The sequence below is a fragment of the Duganella sp. Root198D2 genome (assembly GCF_001428585.1).
Taxonomy (GTDB): domain Bacteria; phylum Pseudomonadota; class Gammaproteobacteria; order Burkholderiales; family Burkholderiaceae_D; genus Rugamonas.
In genome coordinates, this window is the sequence record NZ_LMIC01000016.1 from 1 (window position 1) to 21,188 (window position 21,188).

Annotated in this window: 21 protein-coding genes; 1 reads left to right on the forward strand and 20 read right to left on the reverse strand. The window is 60.9% G+C overall.

Annotation, left to right across the window (positions count from 1 at the left end):
- From ASE26_RS15855 to rsmB, 20 genes are all read right to left on the reverse strand, one after another.
- Positions 1–656 (reverse strand): RHS repeat-associated core domain-containing protein (locus tag ASE26_RS15855; RefSeq protein ID WP_304438640.1); only part of this gene is annotated, 656 nt, incomplete at its 3' end.
- A gap of 15 nt (positions 657–671) precedes the next feature.
- Positions 672–2,057: an RHS repeat protein gene (locus tag ASE26_RS15860; protein WP_055928488.1), complete on the reverse strand. Its 1,386-nt coding sequence runs from the start codon at positions 2,055–2,057 to the stop codon at positions 672–674.
- The gene (locus tag ASE26_RS15865; RefSeq protein ID WP_082507230.1) at positions 2,054–4,489 is read right to left on the reverse strand and encodes an RHS repeat domain-containing protein; all 2,436 of its coding nucleotides are present in this window, start codon (positions 4,487–4,489) and stop codon (positions 2,054–2,056) included. The genes ASE26_RS15860 and ASE26_RS15865 overlap by 4 nt, the downstream gene beginning before the upstream one ends.
- A gap of 580 nt (positions 4,490–5,069) precedes the next feature.
- Complete coding sequence (locus tag ASE26_RS15870; protein WP_055928494.1) at positions 5,070–6,350, reverse strand: ABC transporter permease; 1,281 nt, start codon at positions 6,348–6,350, stop codon at positions 5,070–5,072.
- A gap of 9 nt (positions 6,351–6,359) precedes the next feature.
- Positions 6,360–7,280 (reverse strand): ABC transporter ATP-binding protein, encoded by a 921-nt coding sequence (locus ASE26_RS15875; RefSeq protein ID WP_229207107.1) that lies wholly within the window; start codon positions 7,278–7,280, stop codon positions 6,360–6,362.
- An 80-nt stretch (positions 7,281–7,360) separates the two neighbouring features.
- Positions 7,361–8,644: an EAL and HDOD domain-containing protein gene (locus tag ASE26_RS15880; RefSeq protein WP_055928500.1), complete on the reverse strand. Its 1,284-nt coding sequence runs from the start codon at positions 8,642–8,644 to the stop codon at positions 7,361–7,363.
- A 54-nt stretch (positions 8,645–8,698) separates the two neighbouring features.
- Positions 8,699–9,484, reverse strand: coding sequence for a class II glutamine amidotransferase (locus ASE26_RS15885; protein WP_055928502.1), 786 nt, complete (start codon positions 9,482–9,484; stop codon positions 8,699–8,701).
- Between the two features lie 9 nt (positions 9,485–9,493).
- On the reverse strand, positions 9,494–9,907 hold the full coding sequence (locus ASE26_RS15890; protein WP_055928506.1) for a hypothetical protein: 414 nt from the start codon (positions 9,905–9,907) through the stop codon (positions 9,494–9,496).
- Positions 9,908–10,082: 175 nt separating this feature from the next.
- Complete coding sequence (locus tag ASE26_RS15895; protein WP_055928509.1) at positions 10,083–10,466, reverse strand: VOC family protein; 384 nt, start codon at positions 10,464–10,466, stop codon at positions 10,083–10,085.
- A gap of 181 nt (positions 10,467–10,647) precedes the next feature.
- Entirely contained in the window at positions 10,648–11,112 is a 465-nt protein-coding gene (locus ASE26_RS15900) for a hypothetical protein (protein WP_055928512.1), read from the reverse strand.
- A complete protein-coding gene (locus ASE26_RS15905; RefSeq protein WP_055928515.1) occupies positions 11,105–11,500 on the reverse strand; it encodes a hypothetical protein in 396 nt (131 codons plus the stop codon). Before ASE26_RS15905 ends, ASE26_RS15900 begins: the two co-directional genes overlap by 8 nt.
- A gap of 6 nt (positions 11,501–11,506) precedes the next feature.
- Positions 11,507–11,896, reverse strand: a complete 390-nt coding sequence (locus tag ASE26_RS15910; protein ID WP_055928518.1) for a VOC family protein — start codon at positions 11,894–11,896, stop codon at positions 11,507–11,509.
- Between the two features lie 49 nt (positions 11,897–11,945).
- Positions 11,946–12,134: a hypothetical protein gene (locus ASE26_RS30655; RefSeq protein WP_156409951.1), complete on the reverse strand. Its 189-nt coding sequence runs from the start codon at positions 12,132–12,134 to the stop codon at positions 11,946–11,948.
- 172 nt (positions 12,135–12,306) lie between these two features.
- On the reverse strand, positions 12,307–12,966 hold the full coding sequence (locus ASE26_RS15915) for a suppressor of fused domain protein (RefSeq protein WP_055928520.1): 660 nt from the start codon (positions 12,964–12,966) through the stop codon (positions 12,307–12,309).
- 119 nt (positions 12,967–13,085) lie between these two features.
- Positions 13,086–13,343, reverse strand: a complete 258-nt coding sequence (locus tag ASE26_RS15920; protein WP_055928525.1) for a DUF3567 domain-containing protein — start codon at positions 13,341–13,343, stop codon at positions 13,086–13,088.
- A 54-nt stretch (positions 13,344–13,397) separates the two neighbouring features.
- A complete protein-coding gene (locus ASE26_RS32005) occupies positions 13,398–13,526 on the reverse strand; it encodes a hypothetical protein (RefSeq protein ID WP_307143689.1) in 129 nt (42 codons plus the stop codon).
- Positions 13,527–13,776: 250 nt separating this feature from the next.
- Positions 13,777–14,490, reverse strand: a complete 714-nt coding sequence (locus ASE26_RS15930; protein WP_055928530.1) for a response regulator — start codon at positions 14,488–14,490, stop codon at positions 13,777–13,779.
- 100 nt (positions 14,491–14,590) lie between these two features.
- Positions 14,591–16,876 carry an ATP-binding protein gene (locus tag ASE26_RS15935; protein WP_055928533.1) on the reverse strand — a complete coding sequence of 762 codons (2,286 nt, stop codon included), beginning with the start codon at positions 16,874–16,876 and terminating at the stop codon, positions 14,591–14,593.
- Positions 16,877–17,410: a DUF4390 domain-containing protein gene (locus ASE26_RS15940; protein ID WP_229207108.1), complete on the reverse strand. Its 534-nt coding sequence runs from the start codon at positions 17,408–17,410 to the stop codon at positions 16,877–16,879.
- 64 nt (positions 17,411–17,474) lie between these two features.
- The gene (gene rsmB / locus ASE26_RS15945; protein WP_057246547.1) at positions 17,475–18,800 is read right to left on the reverse strand and encodes a 16S rRNA (cytosine(967)-C(5))-methyltransferase RsmB; all 1,326 of its coding nucleotides are present in this window, start codon (positions 18,798–18,800) and stop codon (positions 17,475–17,477) included.
- 673 nt (positions 18,801–19,473) lie between these two features.
- Between rsmB and argS the strand changes: the two genes are divergently transcribed.
- Entirely contained in the window at positions 19,474–21,183 is a 1,710-nt protein-coding gene (gene argS, locus ASE26_RS15950) for an arginine--tRNA ligase (protein ID WP_055928539.1), read from the forward strand.
- Positions 21,184–21,188 lie beyond the last annotated feature (5 nt).

Genomic DNA, 21,188 nt, shown 5'->3' on the forward strand with positions numbered 1-21,188 from the left:
CCTACATACGCGTACGTATTAATCCCACCTTCGAGCCCAATCGGATCGGATTGCACATACCGCCCGGTCTGCGGATCATAATCCCTGTAGTAGTTGTAGTGCAGATTGCTCTCGCGGTCAAACTGCTGCCCAGGGAAGCGCTGATTGAACGTGAAAACGGGCTGCCCCGCCGGTTGTTCATTGGCCGCATCCTTGCCGAATGGATCGCTGTCCCATTGCCACACCAGGTTACCACCGCCATTGGTGATCGCACGCGGGGTGTTGAGCTGGTCGGTGTGGATGAAATATGCGGTCGCCGTGCCTGGCGGGGTAGCAACGGTGACGGCCAGCGGCGCCGATTGCAGAATTGGGTTCGCGGGATCGGTCGTGGCGACCTTGGCGATGATCTGATATGTACCCGCTGCCAAGTTATCCAGCGTCAGCGTGAAGGGCGCCTGCACGCTCGCGCCGAGCGATGTGCTGCCGTTGAAGTATTCCACTTGCGTGGCCATCACGGGGTTACCGTCCGACGTCGCGGTGACGGCGAGTGTGACGGTCGCTGGCACTGTTGGATTGCTTGGGGTGGCCGTGACGTTGACCGTGGGGGCAGCAGCTGCCAGTTGGCAGCAGGCCAGCAGCAGCGCCGTCCATGCTGCGGTGAAGAGTTTCTTGAACACGTGATTCTCCATGTCTTATTTCAGTACCGCGACCGGCATGTCGTCCAGGTAGACGTATTCGGTCAGCGCGCCATCGGTGCTCTCGGCGATCAGCTTGCCGCTGCCTTCGTAGTGGTAGACGGTGGCCGATGTCGGCGTGGTCTTTTGCACGCGCTGGCCGAGGGCGTTGATCTTGTAGCTCACCAGGCCGATGGCGGTGTTGGCCGACACCATGCGCCCACGCGCGTCGTAGTTGAAGGTGGCGCTGCCGTTGCCGGTGATGCTGCCGTTGGCGTCGGTGGCGATGCTGGCGTTCTGGCTGCCGGTGAGCTGCGCCAGGCGGTTGCTGGTGCTGCCGTAGGTGTAGGCGGTGGATGCGGCGCCGTTCACGTATTGCGTGCGGTTGCCAACGGCGTCGTAGCTGTAACCAAGACTGCGCTGGGCGCGTTGCTCGCTGGTGAGGCGGTCGAGTTCATCGTAGCCGTAGCTGCGGTTGTTGGCGGCGTTGCCGCCATCGGTCACGCCGGTGATGCGGCTCGCTGCATCATAGGCGACGGTTTGCACCTGGCCATTGAGGGTGTAGCCCGTCATGCGGCCATTGATGTCATAGCTGCGCGAGTAGGTCTGGCCGTTGCCGAACACCAGCGATTGCAGCGGGCCAAAAGGCTGGTAGGTTACCTGGCTGGCCAACAGCTGTGCCACGCCGTCCTTGGTGCTGCGGATTTCCTTGATGCGGCCCATGTCGTCGCGCACGTAGTCGACGCTGCGGCCGCTCGGGTAAGTGAGGCCGGCGGGGCGGCCGTACTGGTCGTAGCGGTAGGTGGTGGTGTAGGCTTGGCCGCCAGTGGTGCGCACTTCGCTGACTACCCTTCCATGCTCGTCGTAACCGTATTGGATGCTGCCGCTGGCATCGGTCACCTGGCTCAGGCGGCCGATTGCGTTTGCACCCTGGTCGTAGATGTAGGTGACGCTGGTGCCATCGCTGAAGGCGGCGGAGGTGACGCGGTTCAGCACATCGTACTGGTAGGTTGTGGTCTGGTTCTTGGCGTCGGTGCGCGTCTTGATGTTGCCGGCGTCGTCGTAGGTGTTGACGGTGTTGCCGGTATCGGGGCTGCTGGTCTGGACCAGGTTGCCCAGGCCATCAATGGTGTAGGTCGTGGCCAAATTACGGGCGTCCGTCACCTTGACCAGGCGGTCAAGCCCGTCGTAACCGTATGCGGTGACGCCCGAGCGAGGATCGGTCGTCACGGTGCGGCGGCCAAACACATCGTAGTCATTCGTCGTGATGCGGTTCAGCGGATCGGTGACCTTGGTGAGCAAGCCGGCGGTGTTGTAGTCGTAGCTGGTCATCATGTTCTGGACTTGTGCGCTGGCGGCGCAGCACAGTGCAGCGCCGATGGCGAAAATGGTGGCGCGGATCATTGCACTGCTCCGGTAACTTGTTTCAGGCGGCTGAACGTATCGAACACGCGGCTGATCCTGCGGGTCAGCTGGCCGCCCGCGTCTTTGCTGTCTTCGCCAACCCGGTTGCCGGAAAGGTCGAGAGTGTAGGTGATTTTGTTGCCCAGGCTGTCGGCGATAGCGGTCAGACGGTGTGCATCGTCGTAACTGTAGGTCGTGGTGGTACCGTCCGGCGTGGTAACGGTTTTCAGGTTACCCACCGCGTCATGGGTGTAGCTGGTGATCTCGCTGCCACTCGATACCGAGTCGAGCCAGCCACGCGGGCCGTAGGCGAAGCTGGTCACCATGCCGTTTGGATCGGTGATCTGGCCAACCCGTCCGTTCACGTCGTAATTGCCGTAGCGGGTGACGTGGCCGGCTGCGTTGGTTACCGTTTCCAGGTTGCCCTGGTTGTCGTAGGCGAGCGTGATGTCGACGCCTGGCCCTTTCTTGGTGAGGAGTTGGCCTGCATCGTTATACGTGAAGTTCCAGGTTTTGCTCGTGCCGCTTGGCGTGGCAGAGAAGCCGCTGGCGCCGCTGGCATCTGTCGTGGCCTGCACCGATTCCGACAACAGGTTGCCGTTGGCGTCGTAGGTGTAACTGGTGATGCGCAGCGGCTCTGCGACTTTCGTGCGTAGGCGCATGGTCGGGTGCCACTCGGTGCTGATGGTGCGGGCCAGCGGGGTGCCGTAGCCTTCAACGCGGCTGGTTTCCATGTTGCGGGTCAGGTCGTAGCTGAAGACCTTCTTGTTCCCTTGCCAGTCCTTGGTGCTCGTCGCATTGTTGTTGGCGTCGAAGGTACGCTCGCGCAGGCCGTCGCAGCCTTCGCATGGCTGGTCGATGGCGTCGCTCAAAGCTACGCCAAGCGCGATCCTGTAGTGGTAGTTGCGGGTGACTGTTTGCGGCACCGCGGCGGTGCCAACATAGGAGGTCACCGTAGTGGTACTGGTGCCGTCCGGGGCATGCCCGGTGTATGAGAGGCTCACCTTTTCTACACCGCCCGCGTGCTCGGACGATGTCGCCTGGTTGTAGCAATTCCAGTTCCAGGTCGCGTAGCGCGCACCATTTTCATCCGTGATGCCCGTCAGGGCGTTGGGCAGGTGGCGGGAGTTCGGGCCGAAGCTGACTGCATTGTTGCAGGGGGTTCCGCCGTTGATCAGGTTCCACTCGTTATAGTGATATTTTCTCTTCTGGCTCCCCGGGTATGTGACCGCTGTCAAATTCCCTGCCCGGCACATTTCGGGGTTTTTGTTATTGGTAGGACAGTCGCCCGTGACACCGTCATATTCGTACAAATATGCCTGGCCAGCAGCGTCGATGGCCTTGGCGACACGTTGTTTTTCGTCGTATTCGAATTGCATCTGGCGTCCCCAGTTGTCGGTGACGCAGACGGGCAGTCCTGCAGCAATTTCCGGCCCGGCTTGCACGTTTGAGCAGGCAGGTGCATCTTCGGGTGAACGCGACACCGACGTGTCATTGCTGGCGCCGGTGCTATAGGTGTAGCGCTGCCAAGCGCCGGTGGCAGACGCGATGGACAGCAAGCGGCCATTGGCGTCGTACTTCTCGACATCCTGGCTCGCTGTCGTGTAATTCCAGCTGGTTGGCGTAACACCGTCCGCGGCGTACTGGGCGCTCAGACGCTCGTTGACATCGTCGTCACTAATCCATTGGCTGCCAGATCGGTTGAAAATATGGAGCTTTCCATCGGGGCGGGTCACCACGGCCGACTGTCCACTTCCGTCGGGATGCGGGAAGGTGCAGAAAGTGATGCCTTCGGACCGGGTGTAACACGCCATCGGCTTTGTGCTGTTACGCAGCCAGACTTTGCGGTCGAGTGCAGAAGTCCAGTGGCTGCCGAACACACCTTTGGCGTGCACGTCACCGGAGAATTGCCCACCGTTGTATGTACGGATCAGTTCGAGCTTGAACCCGGGGTTTGCAGGAACAAAGTCTGCTTCGATCTGCACCTTATTACCGGTACCCGGCGCGATCGGGTTCCCGCACATTGGACACGTCGGACCGTTCCCTTTGGGAGCGGACGGCACAGGCTCGCCAACCGGCGCAATATACTCACATGCGTACTTTTCCGGCGCATAGATGTACCGTCCATCGGTGCCGCAGGCGGCCGCCGCGAAATAGACATCCATAGGACTCGCCGGGGTCGTGAATCTGTGATAATAACCAGAGCCATAGTGGGTATGAAGCGGGGGTGGCGTGGAACCACAGATGCGCACCGGGTCCTGACCAAGTTCCGACGCAAGGCTGTTACACGCGGCAAAGAGTGCCTCACTCGTCCCGTAATCTCCGACCCACATGACTGTGTTACCGTCGGGAGTGACGGGAACATAGTCAGCATAGGCATTCGCACTTAGCAATAGGCTAGCGAGCGATGCAATTATCCACTTCGCAATCATGATTATTGTCTTAAGGAAATAAATTCCCGGAAGAATATCATGTACATTAGTGAATAATTCTCTCGGATTATCACATATGCTGTGGCGGTCATTACTGCATTTTTGCACTCGCGGCGCCAAACCCGCGTTCAGAGGTTGCGGGGATCGAAGTCTACCCGAGTCGAACGACTATGCAGGCCGTCGCCACATTACGCAACCATCACCGCCATCCAGGCGCTTTGCGGTACATCAAAAATATACGACGGCTCAGGTTGACATACCCTGAGATGATGGACGGTCCTGAACATATCGCACCAGGAGAACTGCATAACTTGAATATTCGATGAGTAAAAAAAATCCCCGTCGCAGCGAGGATTTTCTTCAGATTTGCCGCTTACTTTTCTCCAGCTCGTGCTGCATTAGATGTTCCTCGAATTCCTAAAGGTCAATGGACAGCTTCTGACCGAAACCACCCGGAGCGAAAGTAAATCCATTGACCGTGCCAGGTCAGCCAAAGCTTCCAACCTAAAACGCCCCCAGTATCCAACTCATTGGCCAGGCACGTTCCAATCATTAAGCTGCTGCTTCTGGCAGATCCGCTTTACCGAGTTTGAGCGCGGAGGCGCCAGATCGCCAGCATCCCGAACAACGCTGCAAACGCCAGCTGCACCCCAGCCGTCTGCAGCGCGACATCCATCCCCAAGCCGCGCCAGGTCATGGCATCCAGCCCATCGACCGCCCAGCGCGTCGGCACCACCACGGTCAACTGCTGCATCCAGGCCGGAAACACGAACGTCGGTACCCAAGCCCCGCCCAGCATCACCAGGATCAAGGTCGCAAATGTCGCCAGTCCGCGCGCCGCCTCAGGCGTTTTGCCAAACGCCGCAATCAGCAGGCCGAACGACGCGGTCATCAACGCAAATGCCACCACCACCAGCGCGAAACCGGCCAGATTGGTAATTTCCACCTTGAACATCAGCATCGCGGCGAAGAAGATCGCTACCATCAAGCCCGCAGCAATCATGGCGCCCGACAACGCGCGTGACACCAACACCTGCGACATCGTGATCGGTGCCGCCAGCAAGCGATTCCAGATCCCCATGCGGCGCGCCAGCAGGATGCCGATGCCCACATCAATCCCCATGAACAGGATGAACTGCACACCCATGCCCGCAAACGCGTGTGCGTAGCCGTTGTACTTCGGCCCCGAACTGAGTGCTTCATCTTTGGTGTTAAACGGCACGCTCATGCCGACGCCGCTGCCCGACTCTTTCGCCGGCTTGGCCGCTTCGTGCTCCTGGAATTTCTTCAGGCTCCCCAGCAGGCCAACCAGCGCATCCTTGTCCTCGCCGGCAGGAGAACTTTCCAGCTTTTTCAAGCTGTCGTCGGTGAACTTGGCACCCGAGGCGCCACCGCCCATCACTTCTCCCGTCACACCCTGCATGACGTGCTGCGTCAGCAAGCCCTTCACCATCGCCAGCACGGTCGATTGCGAAGGGTCGTAATACACCGGCAGCTCCGGCTTGCTGTCAGGCTGGAACAGGGATTTGCCAGCCGCATCGCCAAAGCCGGCCGGAATGACTACTGCCACCATCAGCTTGCCCGCGCGGACTTTATCCTGTGCTTCCTGCTGGCTCATCTCCTTGACCGACAGGTTGGCATCGGCCTTCAGCGAATCGCCGATCTTGCGGCCGATCACGCTGCTGTCCTGCTGCACCAGGCCGATTTCAATCTTGCTGTTATTGCCGCTACCCGAGCCGCCGAACAGCGAGCCAAAGAAAGCTGCCAGCACGATCGGCATCAGCAGGTTAAGCATCAGCGCACGTTTGTCGCTCAAATACAGGATCAGGTCCTTGCGGATCATTGCAATAATTGCTGTCATCGGAATTCCTTAGTCGCGCAGGGTGCGGCCGGTCAGGGAAAGGAAGATATCTTCCAGCTTGGTGCGGGCGGTCGAGAAATGGGCCAGCGCGTGGCCCTGCTCGTCCAGCCAGCGCAGCACGGGCGCGGCGTGGGCCGCTCCGTGCAGGCTGATGTCCAGCACGACACCATCGCGGCGCACGCCTGCAACACCCGGCAAGCCGGCCAGCGAAGCGACCAGCAATTCGGCCGGCAGGATATCGGCGCCCGCCAGCTCCACCTGTAGCGCAGCTTGCGCCGGCAGACGTCGATACAACTCCGACGGCGCCGCATCCGCCAGCACCTTGCCGTGGTCGATGATCACGATATGGTCAGCCAGGCGCTCGACTTCTTCCATGTAATGGCTGGTGTAGATCAGCGAACGTCCCTGCGCCTTCAACGCTTCCAGCGTATCGAAGATGGCGTTGCGGCTTTGCGGGTCGACGCCCACCGTCGGCTCGTCGAGGATCAGCAGTTGCGGATCATGCAGCAGCGCCGCGCCGATATTCAGGCGACGCTTCATGCCGCCCGAGAAGGTGGATGGCTTGTCTTTGGCGCGGTCGGACAGGCCCACCAGCGCCAGCACTTCCTCCGCACGTCTGGCAAGCGCCGCGCCCTTCAGGCCGTACAGCGCGCCGAACAACTTGAGGTTTTCAATCGCCGGCAGCTCTTCATACAGGGCCAGGTCTTGCGGCACCAAACCCAGTTTCTGCTTGGCCGCACTGGCGCCCTGCACTACCGGCTCGCCATCCAGCGTGACGCTGCCCGCGTCCGCCTTGATCAGTCCACAGATCATGCTGACTGTCGTCGACTTGCCCGCGCCGTTAGGCCCCAGCAGGCCCACGGTCTGCCCAGGCTGCACCTGGAACGAAACGCCATCGACCGCGCGCCGCTCCCCAAAAGACTTGCTCAACCCCGTGACACTTAACACTCTTCGTCCTCCAGAAAAAAAACGGCGCCGCTACTGCGGCGCCGCTATCGGTGCGCACGCCTCTACAGGGCGTATCGCACCACGTTGTCACTCCATTCGAATGCCGACATTTCCAGCTCCACCAGTTCCTCGGTCGAAATCGCGAGGTCTGCCAGGGCCGGCAGGATGCGGGTGTCCATGTCCTCCAGGCGCTCGATGCACTCGGCCAGCTTGAGCAAGTCGCCGAAGAAACCGCCGCGGAACATCAGCGCTTCGCCGACTTCGTCGCCCATCGGGATCTGGGCCAGGATTTCCTGCATCGGAATGCCGAACAGCGTATCCATCAGCGACATGATGCCGACCGTGAATGCGATATCGGCTACATGCCGGTGCGCCGGGCGCAGCTTGGTGGCCAATAGTTCCAGCAGGCGGCCGCGCGTGGTGGCCAGCATCAGCAAAGGCGTCATCGAATGGCCGCGTTTGCCCGGTTCCGCGTACAGCATGATCTGCAGCCAGCGCTGCAACTGTCGGCGGCCCAGGATATGCACCGCCTGGCTCAGGGAGTCGATGCGCTGGCGCGCGCCAACAGCCGGCGTATTTACCAGGCGCAGCAGGTTCAGCGCCAGCGACACATCCTTCTTGATGGCACGTTCGATCTCAGTGTTATCAGCATCCGAGCTCACCAGGGTCATCAGTTCCATCACCGCCATTTGCGACGGTGACAGCTTCTTGCCGCTCATGATGACCGGCTTGGCGAAGTAATAGCCCTGGAAGTAATCGCAGCCCAGGTCCAGGCAATTCTTGAATTCGTCGCGGTTCTCAACCTTGCAGGCCACCAGCTTCTTGCCGTCCTGCTTGAAGCGCGGCGCCAGCTTGACCAGGCCATCGAGCGGCATGTCGCGCATCGACAGCTTGATGTATTCCACCATCGGAATCAGCGCAGGCAGTTGCGGCGAATCGGGATTGATGTCGTCCAGCGAAAAGCGGAAACCGTGGCTGACCAGTTCCGACATGCGCGACAGCACGGCCGGCGCCAGCGTGCTGGCAGCGCTAACTTCCAGTACCAGCTTTTCGCGCGGCAGGAAGCCGAAGATATCGCTCAGGATCGCGTCCGCATCGACGTTGACGAAGCCGATGGCGTCGCCGATAGTACGTTCCATGCCCAGTTGCGCCGCATGCGCCACTACCGCTGCAGTAGCGGACAGGGCGGAAGTGTTGATATTGGCCGGGCCAACCGGAGCGTTGCGAAAAAGCAACTCATATCCGAACAAGGCCTGGTTCCGGTCCAAGATCGGCTGCCGGCCCAGATAAAATTCGCGAACTTTCAGGCTCTGGGAGGCCGCATCGTTGCTGGAAAGGTCGATCATAGGGAAATTCCTGACGTGTCCTGACATTTTGGCATCAATTCTTGCCGGTGTCTGTTAAATTTTCTCGAAGTCCCGCTTTTGCGGCAGGCCATCCACAAAGCATTTCATCTCGCCTGGTGCAAAGGCGGTCCATTGCTCATTGGTAGTTAATGGCTGGGTCACGATCACTGCTACGCGGTCATTCGGCGTGGTGACCTGCGAGAAGTCCACGCTCACATCTTCATCGGACAGATTGGCCGTATCGAACGGATATTTGCGCACGATGTAATGCAAATGGGTCGAGCAATGCGCGAACATCGCGCGGCCGTCGGAGAGCATCATGTTGAAAGTCCCATGGGCGGCAATGCTGCGCACGGTCTTCTCGATCTGCGCGCGCAGCATCGGCAACGGCGGGCAGGTGTCGCCAAAGCGCTCGCTCAACTCCTGCATGATCAGGCAGAAAGCCTGCTCGCTGTCGGTGGTGCCGACCGGGCGGAAAGGCCCGTGCAGCACGGGCGCAAATTCCTTCAGGTCGCCGTTGTGGGCGAACACCCAGTAACGGCCCCACAGCTCGCGCACGAAGGGGTGACAGTTCTCCAGCATGACCTCGCCCTGCGTGGCCTTGCGGATATGCGCGATCACGTTCTTCGACTTGATCGGATAGTTCTTGATCAGCTCCGCAATCGGGGAATGGATCGCGGCCTGGTGGTCGACAAAATGGCGCACGCCGGCGCCTTCGAAAAAGGCAATGCCCCAGCCGTCATGGTGGGTATCGGTCTGCCCGCCGCGCAGGGCGAAGCCGGTGAAACTGAACACAATGTCGGTCGGGACATTGCAGTTCATTGCGAGAAGTTGGCACATCCCTCAACTTTACCATGCGGGCGCCGGGCGGTTGGCCGCATAGTAGGCCGATACCACAAGAATTGCGGCAATCCATAGATAGCCGCCGGCACTCAATCCGAGGGACAGGTTTCCGATATCGGGGCCGCAACCCGGTCCGCCGGCCAGGCCAGCGCTTGCCAGGAACGAAGCTGCGCCTGGCATCAACAGGTTGCGGTTGTTTGTCCCGCGCGCTACGCGATAAATCATGAGGAAGTAAAGAATGTTTGCAAACCACGCGGGCTGCAAACCTATGATGCCGAGCCAGCCCATGAACAGAACCTGGAATCCCATCATGCTATTGGATCGGCAGAGCAATGCGGGCATTAGCAGACTTGATGCATATGCGCCAACTGAAACGGCAACAAGAAGATATCGATTCGGATTGATCAGCGCCTGCTCCATTGGCCCCTTTCCAATAAGCGCAAGCCTCTGCGACCATCCAGTTGATGATCTCCGCAGCCGGCGGCGCGAAGCCGCAACCGACGCCCATGCTGCCCGCAGCCTCCAGCCGGACATGCACCCATTGGCGCCAGCAGGACCGGATGCTCAATCCCGAGCCTCGCCGTCAGCCTGGTCTTCAGTCACATGCGCTCACCATCACGTAATAGCCATCCAGGTCGCGAAGTGCAAACTCCCTCGTTCCGGTGCTGGGATTAACGCTTGGCTCTTCCTCAAGCTTCGCCACAAGGGCGCGCGCCCTGGCCAATGCATCGTCAAAGTCATCGACGCGGAAGAACAGCAACAACCCATTACCGGGCTGCGAATCGCCGGGACTTGCCAGCGTGGGATGATCATGCGAGCCCCATTGGTGAAGACAGAGCAGGACCGTTCCGTCTCCGTCCAGTACCTGCCCGAAGAATTCATGGGCCGGTGCGGTCTTCGGCTGCCCGAACAGGGTTTGATACCAGTTGAAGCTATGGGCGACGTCGGCTACGCCGATGATTGTCCATGTCCGCTTCATGAAACCTCCTTAGAATCTCCAACGCATGTAGGTCGGCGGCCGATCGATAGCGATCAAGAACGCTCATCGTATCGCCCAGCAGGTATTTTTCTAGGCAGAGCTGCGCATCCATGATCCAACTGGAATGGAATGTCCCGCAGCGTGAGTACCGCCTCTACAGCGTTCTGCACCGCCAACTGAGCTACGAAATCAGATACTCCTGCATAGTACGCGCCTTGTCGCACAGCGGCTTAACCGAAGCGACCAGGCCGGAATACTCGGCCTTTGGAAACTTCTTTATTAGTTTGGCATAGTCTTCGAGCTCCCTTGGCGTATAGGCCTCCTTAAGCAAACGAACAAACGTTGCAATGATTCTGGCGCGATCAACTGGCAAGACCTGGCCTGCGTTCTTTCTCAGGGCGCGCGCAAGGTCGCTTTTGATTAGCTTACCGAAGGGCAGCCACATCGGATCCTGGTCGATCAATTCGATGGCCATGTCGAGTGCGTCCGGGTCACCTCGCGCAACAGCCAGGCGCAGGTTCTCAAATACCGCACCAATCCAAAGGGCCTCATGTTCGATTGGATGATTCGGAAAATACGACATCACATGCGGTCCCAGCTGGTCTTGCAGGCGCTCTTTAATCCGAAATCCCTGCATCTCAGGCATCGTCTTCACCTAAGGACCCGGTATTGCCACGCAGGGATTCGATTGCTTCGCCCATTCGAGCTTGGGATGCGGCATGCTGATCATCTGCGCGCCATTCAGCACTGTGATACATGAATTTCGAAATGACCATACCAATGGCATGCACTGCGTCGTGCCGCGACTGCCCTTCCGCCATCAGTCGTTTTACCGCGCGTTTGCTCGGACCGTACCCCGACGCCAGCTGGTCCTCAACCGCGACATGGAGATACGCATGAATCTTCGAATTGCGCAGCTTCAGTCTCTTCGCAATATGGTAATTTTGAACGACACGAAACCGATCCCGGCCCGGTAAAGCAAGCCATTCACGCGGATTCGGCTCCGCATCCGGGTCATAGTAAGTTTGCGTCATGGAGCCTCAGGCATCTTCGTTTTCGAAGTTAAGTTCAATGCCATTCCCCGCCGGATCGGTAAGGAAAATCTGAAGCTGCTGCGTTGCCGGAACAACGGCAAACCGGTACTTGATGCCGCGCGCAGCAAGCTTGCTTTCGTACGCCGCGCGATCAGTGCAACGAAAGGCCGCATGGTCAAACGTGCCTGTTGGCAGCGCTGGCCGGATTTCATCCGGCCCGGCCTCGGACAAGTGCAACACAGCGTGTTCGCCAGCGTACAGCCAATAGCCAAAGCTGCGAAACGGTGGCCGGTGGCCGATCGTCAGCCCGACCACATCGCAATAAAAGTCGCGCAACTCATCGAGCAACGCTCGCGATGCGCGCAGGTTGTAATGGCCAAAGCCTATGGCTGGCATTTGAGCTCCTGGAATTAACTAGTCCGACCAGCGATAGAACTCGAATCGGTCAACATAATTGAATCTCGTAATACCATGCCTCTTCATCTAACTTCCGCAGGGAGCATTTAGAAAACTTGGGATCAAACGAACCAGCTTCTTTGAGAAGGTCCTTAACCACCGCTTCAGCATTAGCGATCGCCACGCGTGGTGAAAGCGGCGGAAACGCATCTCGCGCCGCCCATCGCGGCAGCTTCAATAACGCCTCCGCCCAGTTGCAGTGGCCCAGGCATTGTTGCGGTAATGGTCGGTCCCGTCAGCAGCTCTACCCGTCCAGGTTTGCCTGCACTCGGGGCATTCACCAACCGAGCGAACGAGCTCCGCCTTTTCACATGCTTCACTACAGAAGACAGGTCGTGGATTGGAGGGCATTAGGTGCTGCGCCGCCCCAGGTCGGTAATCAGCAATGGGTTGCCTTCCCTTAACGAGTCCGCCACTGCCTTGCTGGTGCGCCGATTGGCCTTGATGTCCTCAAGTTCGGCGCTTGTGATGCCCACCAGCTGCAGGAATTCGACACGGCCATGCGGTGTATCGATAGGCTGCAGCTCAGGATCGAGCACGCAGACCAGACCCACAAGGTCGGTGTCGGAGTCCAGGTAAATCGGACCATTGGCCGGTATCCAGTGATATTCCTCGAACCATTTGCCCGACTGGAAAATATAGCGGCCAAGGTTCTGGATAAGGCTGCAAACCCAGACAAGCTGGTCCTGGGTCTCGCCTTTGTTTGCCAGCCGGAAGGTCAGTTCGAAACCGAAGCGGCTGAAATCCTTGCCCACCGATTGCTCGTCGTAATAGAGCGAAGTGAAGCCGAAGCTGCAAAAGTGGAAGTGCGGAGTTCCGGAGGCATTGCTTTGATATGCGCTAACCCCGTCGATGGGGTCCGGCCCACCCAGGAAGCCTTTGATGACCGTGCCCCAATGCCAGGGCTCCTGCTCTCCATAGAGCCGCTTGAGGGAATCTTCGATAGCGTCCCAGCCAGGAGCCGCATCGTCGCGGCCGGAAAATCGAGTTTTGTATTCGGTAAGGTCCAATGGCGCCTCGAGTTAGCGTTTTGCTAAATTCTACACCAGGGGACTAAGGAAAACGGGCAGCGCTGACATGGCTGCCCATGGTGGAGCAAAGGAGCGCTCCACGGAAGGATGCAAAAGACTTAGTGCAACAGCACTGGCTGACTCATCAGTGCTTCATAGTTTCCCAGGAAATCATCGATCTCCTCGATGGTGGGCTCACTGGCAATCAATTCGTTAACGTCGCGGCGGAAGTTCTGCGCCATGACCCCGGCAATGAAGATTTCGCGCTTACCGCCTTTGTCGACAATCTCGTAGCCGCCGAAGCGCAAGGCTTCCAGGCTGCGGTCCGCGCCAAATTCGACAACACTGTATTGCTCGCTGTTGTAAATGAGGTTCATGTGGCTTCCTTCACGTTTCGTTTCCAAACCGAGATGGGGCTGTCCTGGCCATTTTCAAGCGTTCAGTACCGGCTCCAGGCGCAGAAGGGCGTCGTAAGGTGCCGTGGCAAGCATGGCGCGCAGGCTATCCACGTGAGTGGCATCGGCCAGGCTGATAAAGAGCTGCGCCGGGGGACGGCGCAAGAGACGATTCAATGTAACACGTAAGACAAGATTACCGGCGCAGCATAAGCAGCCGGGGGCGATGCGATGTACCTGCGGCTGCCATACCGTCGGGTCACTTTCATCATACACCAATGGAGAATTAGCGAGGGCCAATCCTTCAAGGATGATGGCCGTTGGTGCGCCAGGCAACAAAACGGCCGCAATCGCGCGCTCACGCGTTGCGGCCGTTGCGCCTGTTACCAGGGTCGTCAGGACCAAGCTTGATCCGTCAAGCCTGATTCTTCTTCGACAGCTTGCCGGGCTCGACACCCAGTTGCTTCAGCTTGCGGTACAAGTGGGTCCGTTCCAGTCCGGTCTTCTCGGCCACCCGGGTCATGCTGCCGCCTTCGCGGCCGAGGTGGTGTTCGAAGTACATGCGCTCGAACGCGTCGCGTGCTTCGCGCAGCGGCAGGTCGAACGACAGGTTGAAGATCGGATTGTCACCGTTGACCGCACGCGCCATGCCCAGGTTGTGGGTTACCGGCTGTTGCGTCACCTGCACCTGGCCGAAGCTGCTCTCTTCGACCGGCGCCGGCATCACCGGACGGGTCGCCATCACCGGCGCGCGCACGGCTTCCTGCGCCCGGCTCAGGCCAGCCTGCACGGCCTTCAGCAGCTTTTGCATCGCAATCGGCTTTTCCAGGAAATTCATGGCGCCGATGCGGGTCGCCTCCACTGCTGTATCAATGGTCGCGTGACCGGACATCATGATGACCGGCATGGTCAGCAAGCCATCTCGCTGCCATTCCTTCAGCAGCGTAACGCCGTCCGTGTCCGGCATCCAGATGTCGAGCAAGACCAGATCGGGCGTGCCGCCGGCGCGAGCCTGGCGCGCCTGCTGGGCGTTTTCCGCCAGCGTGACCGCATGACCTTCGTCACCCAGGATTTCCGAGAGCAGCTCCCGGATGCCCATTTCATCATCAACTACGAGAATGTTTGCCATGTATCCCTTGCCCCTTCCCTCATTTTTATCGCTCTCTACGCAGGCATTCTATACCTGTCGGCGCGACAATGATTTTATTAGTCCAACAATATTATGCCAACTACACCGACGCCAACTTTAACAGCAAAATCAGCACCGACGCACCACTACTATCGTCACGGTTCTGGATATCGATCCGGCCCCCGTGTTCCTCGATAATTTTTTTCACCATCGCCAGGCCCAGGCCAGTGCCCTTCGCCTTCGACGTCACATACGGTTCGAACGCATTGGCCAGGATTTTCGGTGCGAAACCGGGGCCATTGTCCGAGATTGAGAGGCGCACTGCAATACGCGTGCCGCCATCCGCACTCTGGTAGATGATGCCCTCGGTGACCACGTCGATGCGCGGCTCGGCGTCCGCAGGAGGATGCTCCTGCAGCGCGTCCTGCGCATTTTGCAGCAGGTTGTGGATTACCTGGCGCAATTGTGTGTCGTCGCCCAGGATCATGGGCAGGGCCGGCGCCAGACTGGCGTGGATGATGTCGTTGCCCTCCCCGCTCACGTACAAATGCAGGATGTCCTCGACCAGGGAATTCAGCTCGAGCGGCTGCAGCACGGCAGGCGGGGTGCGGGCGTAATCGCGGAAGTCGTCGACCATGCGTTTCATGGCGGAGACCTGGTTGACGATGGTGGTGGAGGCCTTGTTGAGCAGTTCCACATCGGGGCCGGCCAGCTTGGATTCAAGCTTCATCTGCAGGCGTTCGGCCGACAGCTGGATAGGCGTCAGCGGGTTCTTGATTTCATGGGCCAGGCGGCGCGCTACTTCGCCCCAGGCGATCGAGCGCTGGGCCGAGATCACGTCGGTGATATCGTCGAACACGACGATGTAGCCGGTGCCGGTTTCCAGCGGCAGGCGCGAGCCGCGCGTCAGCAGGATCTGTTCATTGTCCTCGGGGCTGCCGGGCTTGCGCGGAATCTCGATCTGGCGCTGCCAGTGCAGGCGCGCCACGTTGCGGCCGGCTGCCGTCTGCGCGCTCTGTGCCGAGAACGCGCTGATGATGGCGGCGGCGAATTCCTGAATGCCTTCCACTTCGGACAGCGGCTGACCGATCAACGTCACGCCGGCATGCTGCAGGATGCGCTCGACAGAGTCGTTGCAGGTGACCAGGCGGAATTCGGAGTCCAGCACCATCACCCCGGCGGACATATTGGCCAGCACCGACTCCAGGTGGGCCTTGGCGTTCTGCAGCGCGATTCGATTGCGTTCCACGGCGCTGCGCGCTTCCGACAACTGGCGCGTCATGGTGTTGAAGGATTGCGTCAGCGTGCCCAGTTCGTCCGAGCTGGCCACGATCGGGCGCGGCGACAGGTCGCCCTCCGCCACCGCGCGGGTACCTTCTGCCAGCAGCAGCAGCGGCTGCGCCAGGTCGTTGGCGATCAGGAAGGCCGCCGCGATGGCGCCGAACACCGCCAGCAACAGCGTCAGTGTCAGCGTTTCAATATACATCTTGCGCAGGCCGACGCGGGCTACGAAGCGTTCCTTGTATTCCGAGAAGGCGGTACGCAGCATTTCGCCGTTGCTGGCCAGCTTTTGCGGCACGGCCTGGATGATCTGCAGGTAGCGCGGCGCCAGGTGGGCGCCAGACGGCTGCACCCCGTCGGGGATCGCCATCAGCACGCGCAGGCGCAGCACGCTGTTGGCGTCGAGCGGCGCCGGCTGCGGAGCGCCGATGCGGTCGTCGCGCAGCTCGCCGCCGCCCTCGTAGGCGGCATAGGACGGGTCTTCCTTGGCCTTGTTCAACATGGCCGCGGAAGGCAGGTCGGCCGACAGGTTGATGCGGCGCTCGCCCATGGCAGACACGATCAGGCCGCCGTCGGCATCGACGATGATGGCGCTCTGGGTACCAGGATGGCGGCGCACGAAACGCGCCAGCGTGGCCGGCGCAGCATAAAACGGGTCTTCGGCCAGTTGGCGCACGGTGCCGCGCGCCTGCGCTTCCAGTTCGGCCAGCGATTCATCGAGCGCCGAGCGGCCCAGGTCAAGGCCGGCGTCCAGCGCTTCTTCCACGCGCACGTTGAACCAGGAATCGATGGAGTGCGACACGAACTGCACCGACACCAGGAAGATCACCAGGCCGGGCAAGACGCCGATAGCGGCAAACAGCACCACCAGCCGCGTCATCAGGCGCGAACCGAACTTGCCGCTCTTGTAGCGCGCATAGAGGCGGAACAGGGAGACCCCGACCAGCAGCACCAGCGCCACCGCGACCGACGCGTTCAGGCCAAGCAGCCAGCCGTAATAGCGGTCGAACAAGCCGGAGTTATCGGAGGCCGACGCGAGCAGGAACAGCAATATGCTGCAGATCGCTCCCGCGACGACAAACAAGTACCTGAGGGCCGACGTCACTTACTCAGCCCTGTACTGGAAGGTTTTTTTGCTGGACGAGAGTCGCCACTCGCTGTTGTTGAAGGCGTTGACCTGGATCGGCTTGGGCAGGTAATCCTTGTCCATGCCCATGCGCAGGGTAACGTTATATGTTTCGCCCACTTTCAGGGTGCCGCGCGGAGCGACTACCCAGCGGGTGGGACGGCGGATGAAAAACAGGGCTTCGTCCAGCGTCTGGAAAGGCTGGGCGACGGAACCGATGATCTTGACGTAGTACTGGCGTATCAGCACGTCGTACCACAGCTTGTGGGTGCGCTTGGCGGTAACGGCTTTTTCGTCGAACCAGTACCAGCGCGGGCGGGTAAAACTGATTTCCGTGGTGAAGTGCAGCGAGACGCCCGATTGCACGGCCTCTTCCAGGCCGTGGCTCAACTCGAACGAATATGCCGAGGACAGGCGGTACCCTTCTTCCGCCGCCTCGATATAGGCGCGCGTGATCTCCACCGTCTCGTCGGAGGCGTGGGCAGCGTGCGGCAACGCACACGCAAGCGTCAACAGCAACTGCCAGCAAAGGAGTCGAAGAAATCTTTGGATCACTTGCCTGGTGCTCGTTAAAGGGTTACGCATCTTTCCGGAACAATGCGTAGAACAAACCATCGTGATCCTGCTCGGCGCCGCCCAGGGGCAGCAATTGGCCCGGCGCATCGAGGCGGGTGGCGCGGTTGCGCACCGCGAAAGCGGCCGCCTGCGCCTCGGACTCCTGCGGCCACAACGAACATGTCACGAACAGCAATTTACCATTGGGGGCGAGCATTTTCCAAAGATTGTCGAGAATTTGCGACGAAAGTGTTGCAAGTTGACGGGTGTCGCTCTTGCGTCGCAACCAGCGGATATCCGGGTGGCGGCGCACGATGCCGGAGGCGGTGCAAGGCACGTCGGCCAGGATGCGGTCGAACTGCTGGCCGTCCCACCAGGCGTCGCTCTGCGCCTCTGCCGGCTGCAATGTTGCCTGCAACTGGAGGCGGTCGAGGTTTTCCTGGACGCGCTGCAGTCGCTTCGGATCGGCGTCCAATGCTGTCAAATTGACATCGGCCAGTTCGAGGATGTGGCAGGTCTTGCCGCCCGGGGCGGCGCAGGCGTCCAGCACGCGCATGCCGGCTTGCACATCCAACAACGGCGCCGCCAATTGGGCGCCGGCGTCCTGCACGGACACGTCGCCCTGCTCGAAGCCTGGAATCTGCAACACCGGCACCGGCCTGGCCAGGCGCACGGCGAAATCGCCGACCTGGTTGGCTTCGATGCCTTCCGCCGCCAGGCGCGCCAGGTAGTCGGCCAGCGAAGTGCGGCGGGTGTTCACGCGCAGCGTCAGCGGCGGGGCCTTGTTACCTGCGGCCAGCACCTGCTCCCATTCCTTCGGGTAGGCCGTGCTGACGGAGTCGATCCACCACTGCGGGTAATTGTATCTAGCCTCCGGCTGCTGCATGGCTTCGTCCAGCAGCTCTTCTTTCTCGCGCAGGAAGCGGCGCAGCAGGGCGTTGACCATGTTTTTTGCGCGCGCGGTGTCCGGGTGCGAGCCGGCGGCCGTGACTGCCTGGTCGACTACCGTGAAAGCTTCGTACGGGGCCGGGCTGCCGTCAGCCGGGTGCATCAGCGGCAGGGCGACGGAGAGCAGTGCCTGGACCAGCGGGTCCGGGGCTTTGGGCGCCATCAGGCCGATCAGGATTTCGCTCAAGGCCAGCTGGCGCATGGCGCGGTAGGCGATATCCTGGATTGCGCCGCGGGCTTGCGGGGTGACGCTATTGCTTGCGAATACGCCTGCCAGTGCCTGCGGCAGTGCGGTGCCTTGCTGGACTTGCACTGCGGCGCTAGCGGCGCCCAGGATCGCGAAGGCCAGCGAGTCCTGTTTCAGCTCGGACTGGAAATCGGTCTGTACGCGCGGTTGCAGGTCGCGGTGGTGGCTGTCGCGGAAGGCTGGTCTGGCTGGGGCGCGCGGCGCCGGCGTATCGGTCCCGCGGGCCGCTGGCTTGCTGGCCGCCCAAGGCGAGCCCGGAGCGGCGCCTTCTCCGCCAGCCGCCCGGCCGAAGCCGCGCTGGCCGCTGTCCGAGCGCGAATCATTGCGAAAATCCGCGCCTTCGCGGCGGCCGAAACCGCGCTGTTCGCGCTCGCCCCGGCCTTCACTGCGGCCTTCGCCACGCGTTTCACGCTCCGCTCGCGGCCCGGGGCGCTGGGCGCCCTCGCCGCTTGGGCGCGGGCCGTTGGTGCGTGGGGCAGGTTCGCTGCGCGCTGGGCCGGCTGGACGCGGGCCCGCAGCGCGAGGACGATCCGATCCGGCGGAGCGCTGGCCGCCAACCCCTGGCGCGCGCGGCGCCTTGGCAGCCGTCGCAGCCGGCTTAGCCTTTGGTTTGATGGATAAGGTTGGGCGCTCTTTCTTAGTCATTGCAATCCTGTCATCGCGCCCGCCAGCCGGCGGCACGGCCCTGGAGGCCGTTCATCGCGGTAAATCTGTGAAAACCAAGATTGTACCCGGGTTAAGCGCCCTAACCCCTTGTTTCCCCCTGATTTACCCGTTCTTGCAAACAAGTATAATGTTCCTCTTTCAGACGTTCCCGGCTATTCACATGCTCGCCCAACAAAAGCAAGAGATCATTTCCCTGTTCCAGGCCGCCCTCGCGCCGATCCTGGAAGGTTCCGACGTTAAAGCCAACGTGGTGCTGGAGCGCCCGCGCGATGCCTCGCACGGCGACGTCGCCTGCAATATCGCCATGCAGCTGGCCAAGCAGCTGAAGATGAATCCGCGCGAACTGGCGCAGAAAATCGTCGCCGCCCTGCAGGAATCCCCAGCCGGCAAGGCGCTGGTGGCTGGCGCCGAAATCGCCGGCCCGGGCTTCATCAACCTGCGTGTGACCGACGCCGCCAAGCAGTCCGTAGTCAAATCGGTGCTGCAGCAAGGCGCCGCCTTCGGCCAGAGCGAATCCCTGGCCGGCAAGAACGTCATCATCGAATTCGTCTCCGCCAACCCGACAGGGCCGCTGCACGTTGGCCACGGCCGCCAGGCTGCCCTGGGCGACGCGCTGTCCTCGCTGTTCGAAGCGCAAGGCGCCAAGGTCACCCGCGAGTTCTATTACAACGACGCCGGCGTGCAGATCCAGACCCTGGCCAATTCGGTCCAGTGCCGCGCCAAAGGCTTCAAGCCGGGCGACGCGGAATGGCCTGAATCGGCCTATAACGGCGACTACATCGCCGACATCGCTGCCGACTTCCTGGCCCGGAAAACCGTTTCCGCCTCCGACGGCCAGCCGGTGACCGGCTCCGGCGACGTGGAAGACATCGACAACATCCGCGCCTTCGCGGTGACCTACCTGCGTAACGAGCAGGACATCGACCTGCAAGCCTTCGGCGTGAAGTTCGACAACTACTACCTGGAATCCTCGCTGTACTCCGACGGCAAGGTGGAAAAGGCTGTTGCAGCGCTGGTCGCCAACGGCCACACCTACGAAGACGGCGGCGCGCTGTGGCTGCGCACCACCGACTACGGCGACGACAAGGACCGCGTCATGCGCAAGACCGACGGCGGCTACACCTACTTCGTGCCGGACGTCGCCTACCACATCGTCAAGTTCCAGCGCGGCTTCACCCAGGCCATCAATATCCAGGGTTCCGACCACCACGGCACCATCGCCCGCGTACGCGCCGGCCTGCAGGCGGTCGGCCTGGGCGTACCGCAAGGCTTCCCTGACTACGTGCTGCACAAGATGGTCACTGTGATGAAAGACGGCGCCGAGGTGAAGATCTCCAAGCGCGCCGGTTCCTACGTCACCGTGCGCGACCTGATCGAATGGTCCGGCGGCGGCGACATCACCAAGGGCCGCGATGCCGTGCGCTTCTTCCTCATCTCGCGTAAAGCCGACACCGAATTCGTGTTCGACGTCGACGTCGCGCTCAAGACTTCCGACGAGAATCCGGTCTATTACGTGCAATACGCCCACGCGCGTATCTGCCGCATGCTGGCAAACTGGGGCGGCGACGAGGCTTCCGTGGCCAACGTCGACCTGTCGCCGCTGACCGCGCCGACCGAAGCAACCCTGCTGGCCGCCCTGGCCCAGTACCCCGAGGTGCTGGCCCGTGCCCAGGCCGAACTCGGTCCGCACCAGGTAGCGTTCTACCTGCGCGACCTGGCCGCCGCACTGCACTCGTTCTACTTTGCCGAAAAAGTGCTGGTGGAAGACGAAGCGACCAAGCTGGCCCGCGTGGCCCTGATGGTTGCTACCCGCCAGGTGCTGCGCAACGGCCTGGCACTGATCGGCGTTTCCGCTCCTAACCAAATGTAAGGTCC

Bases quoted from the DNA above. Each gene is read 5' to 3' on its own strand.
- ASE26_RS15860 (WP_055928488.1), bottom strand. From the start codon at position 2,057: ATGATCCGCGCCACCATTTTCGCCATCGGCGCTGCACTGTGCTGCGCC.
- ASE26_RS15865 (WP_082507230.1), bottom strand. From the start codon at position 4,489: ATGATTGCGAAGTGGATAATTGCATCGCTCGCTAGCCTATTGCTAAGT.
- ASE26_RS15870 (WP_055928494.1), bottom strand. From the start codon at position 6,350: ATGACAGCAATTATTGCAATGATCCGCAAGGACCTGATCCTGTATTTG.
- ASE26_RS15880 (WP_055928500.1), bottom strand. From the start codon at position 8,644: ATGATCGACCTTTCCAGCAACGATGCGGCCTCCCAGAGCCTGAAAGTT.
- ASE26_RS15885 (WP_055928502.1), bottom strand. From the start codon at position 9,484: ATGTGCCAACTTCTCGCAATGAACTGCAATGTCCCGACCGACATTGTG.
- ASE26_RS15890 (WP_055928506.1), bottom strand. From the start codon at position 9,907: ATGGAGCAGGCGCTGATCAATCCGAATCGATATCTTCTTGTTGCCGTT.
- ASE26_RS15895 (WP_055928509.1), bottom strand. From the start codon at position 10,466: ATGAAGCGGACATGGACAATCATCGGCGTAGCCGACGTCGCCCATAGC.
- ASE26_RS15900 (WP_055928512.1), bottom strand. From the start codon at position 11,112: ATGCCTGAGATGCAGGGATTTCGGATTAAAGAGCGCCTGCAAGACCAG.
- ASE26_RS15905 (WP_055928515.1), bottom strand. From the start codon at position 11,500: ATGACGCAAACTTACTATGACCCGGATGCGGAGCCGAATCCGCGTGAA.
- ASE26_RS15910 (WP_055928518.1), bottom strand. From the start codon at position 11,896: ATGCCAGCCATAGGCTTTGGCCATTACAACCTGCGCGCATCGCGAGCG.
- ASE26_RS15920 (WP_055928525.1), bottom strand. From the start codon at position 13,343: ATGAACCTCATTTACAACAGCGAGCAATACAGTGTTGTCGAATTTGGC.
- ASE26_RS15930 (WP_055928530.1), bottom strand. From the start codon at position 14,490: ATGGCAAACATTCTCGTAGTTGATGATGAAATGGGCATCCGGGAGCTG.
- argS (WP_055928539.1), top strand. From the start codon at position 19,474: ATGCTCGCCCAACAAAAGCAAGAGATCATTTCCCTGTTCCAGGCCGCC.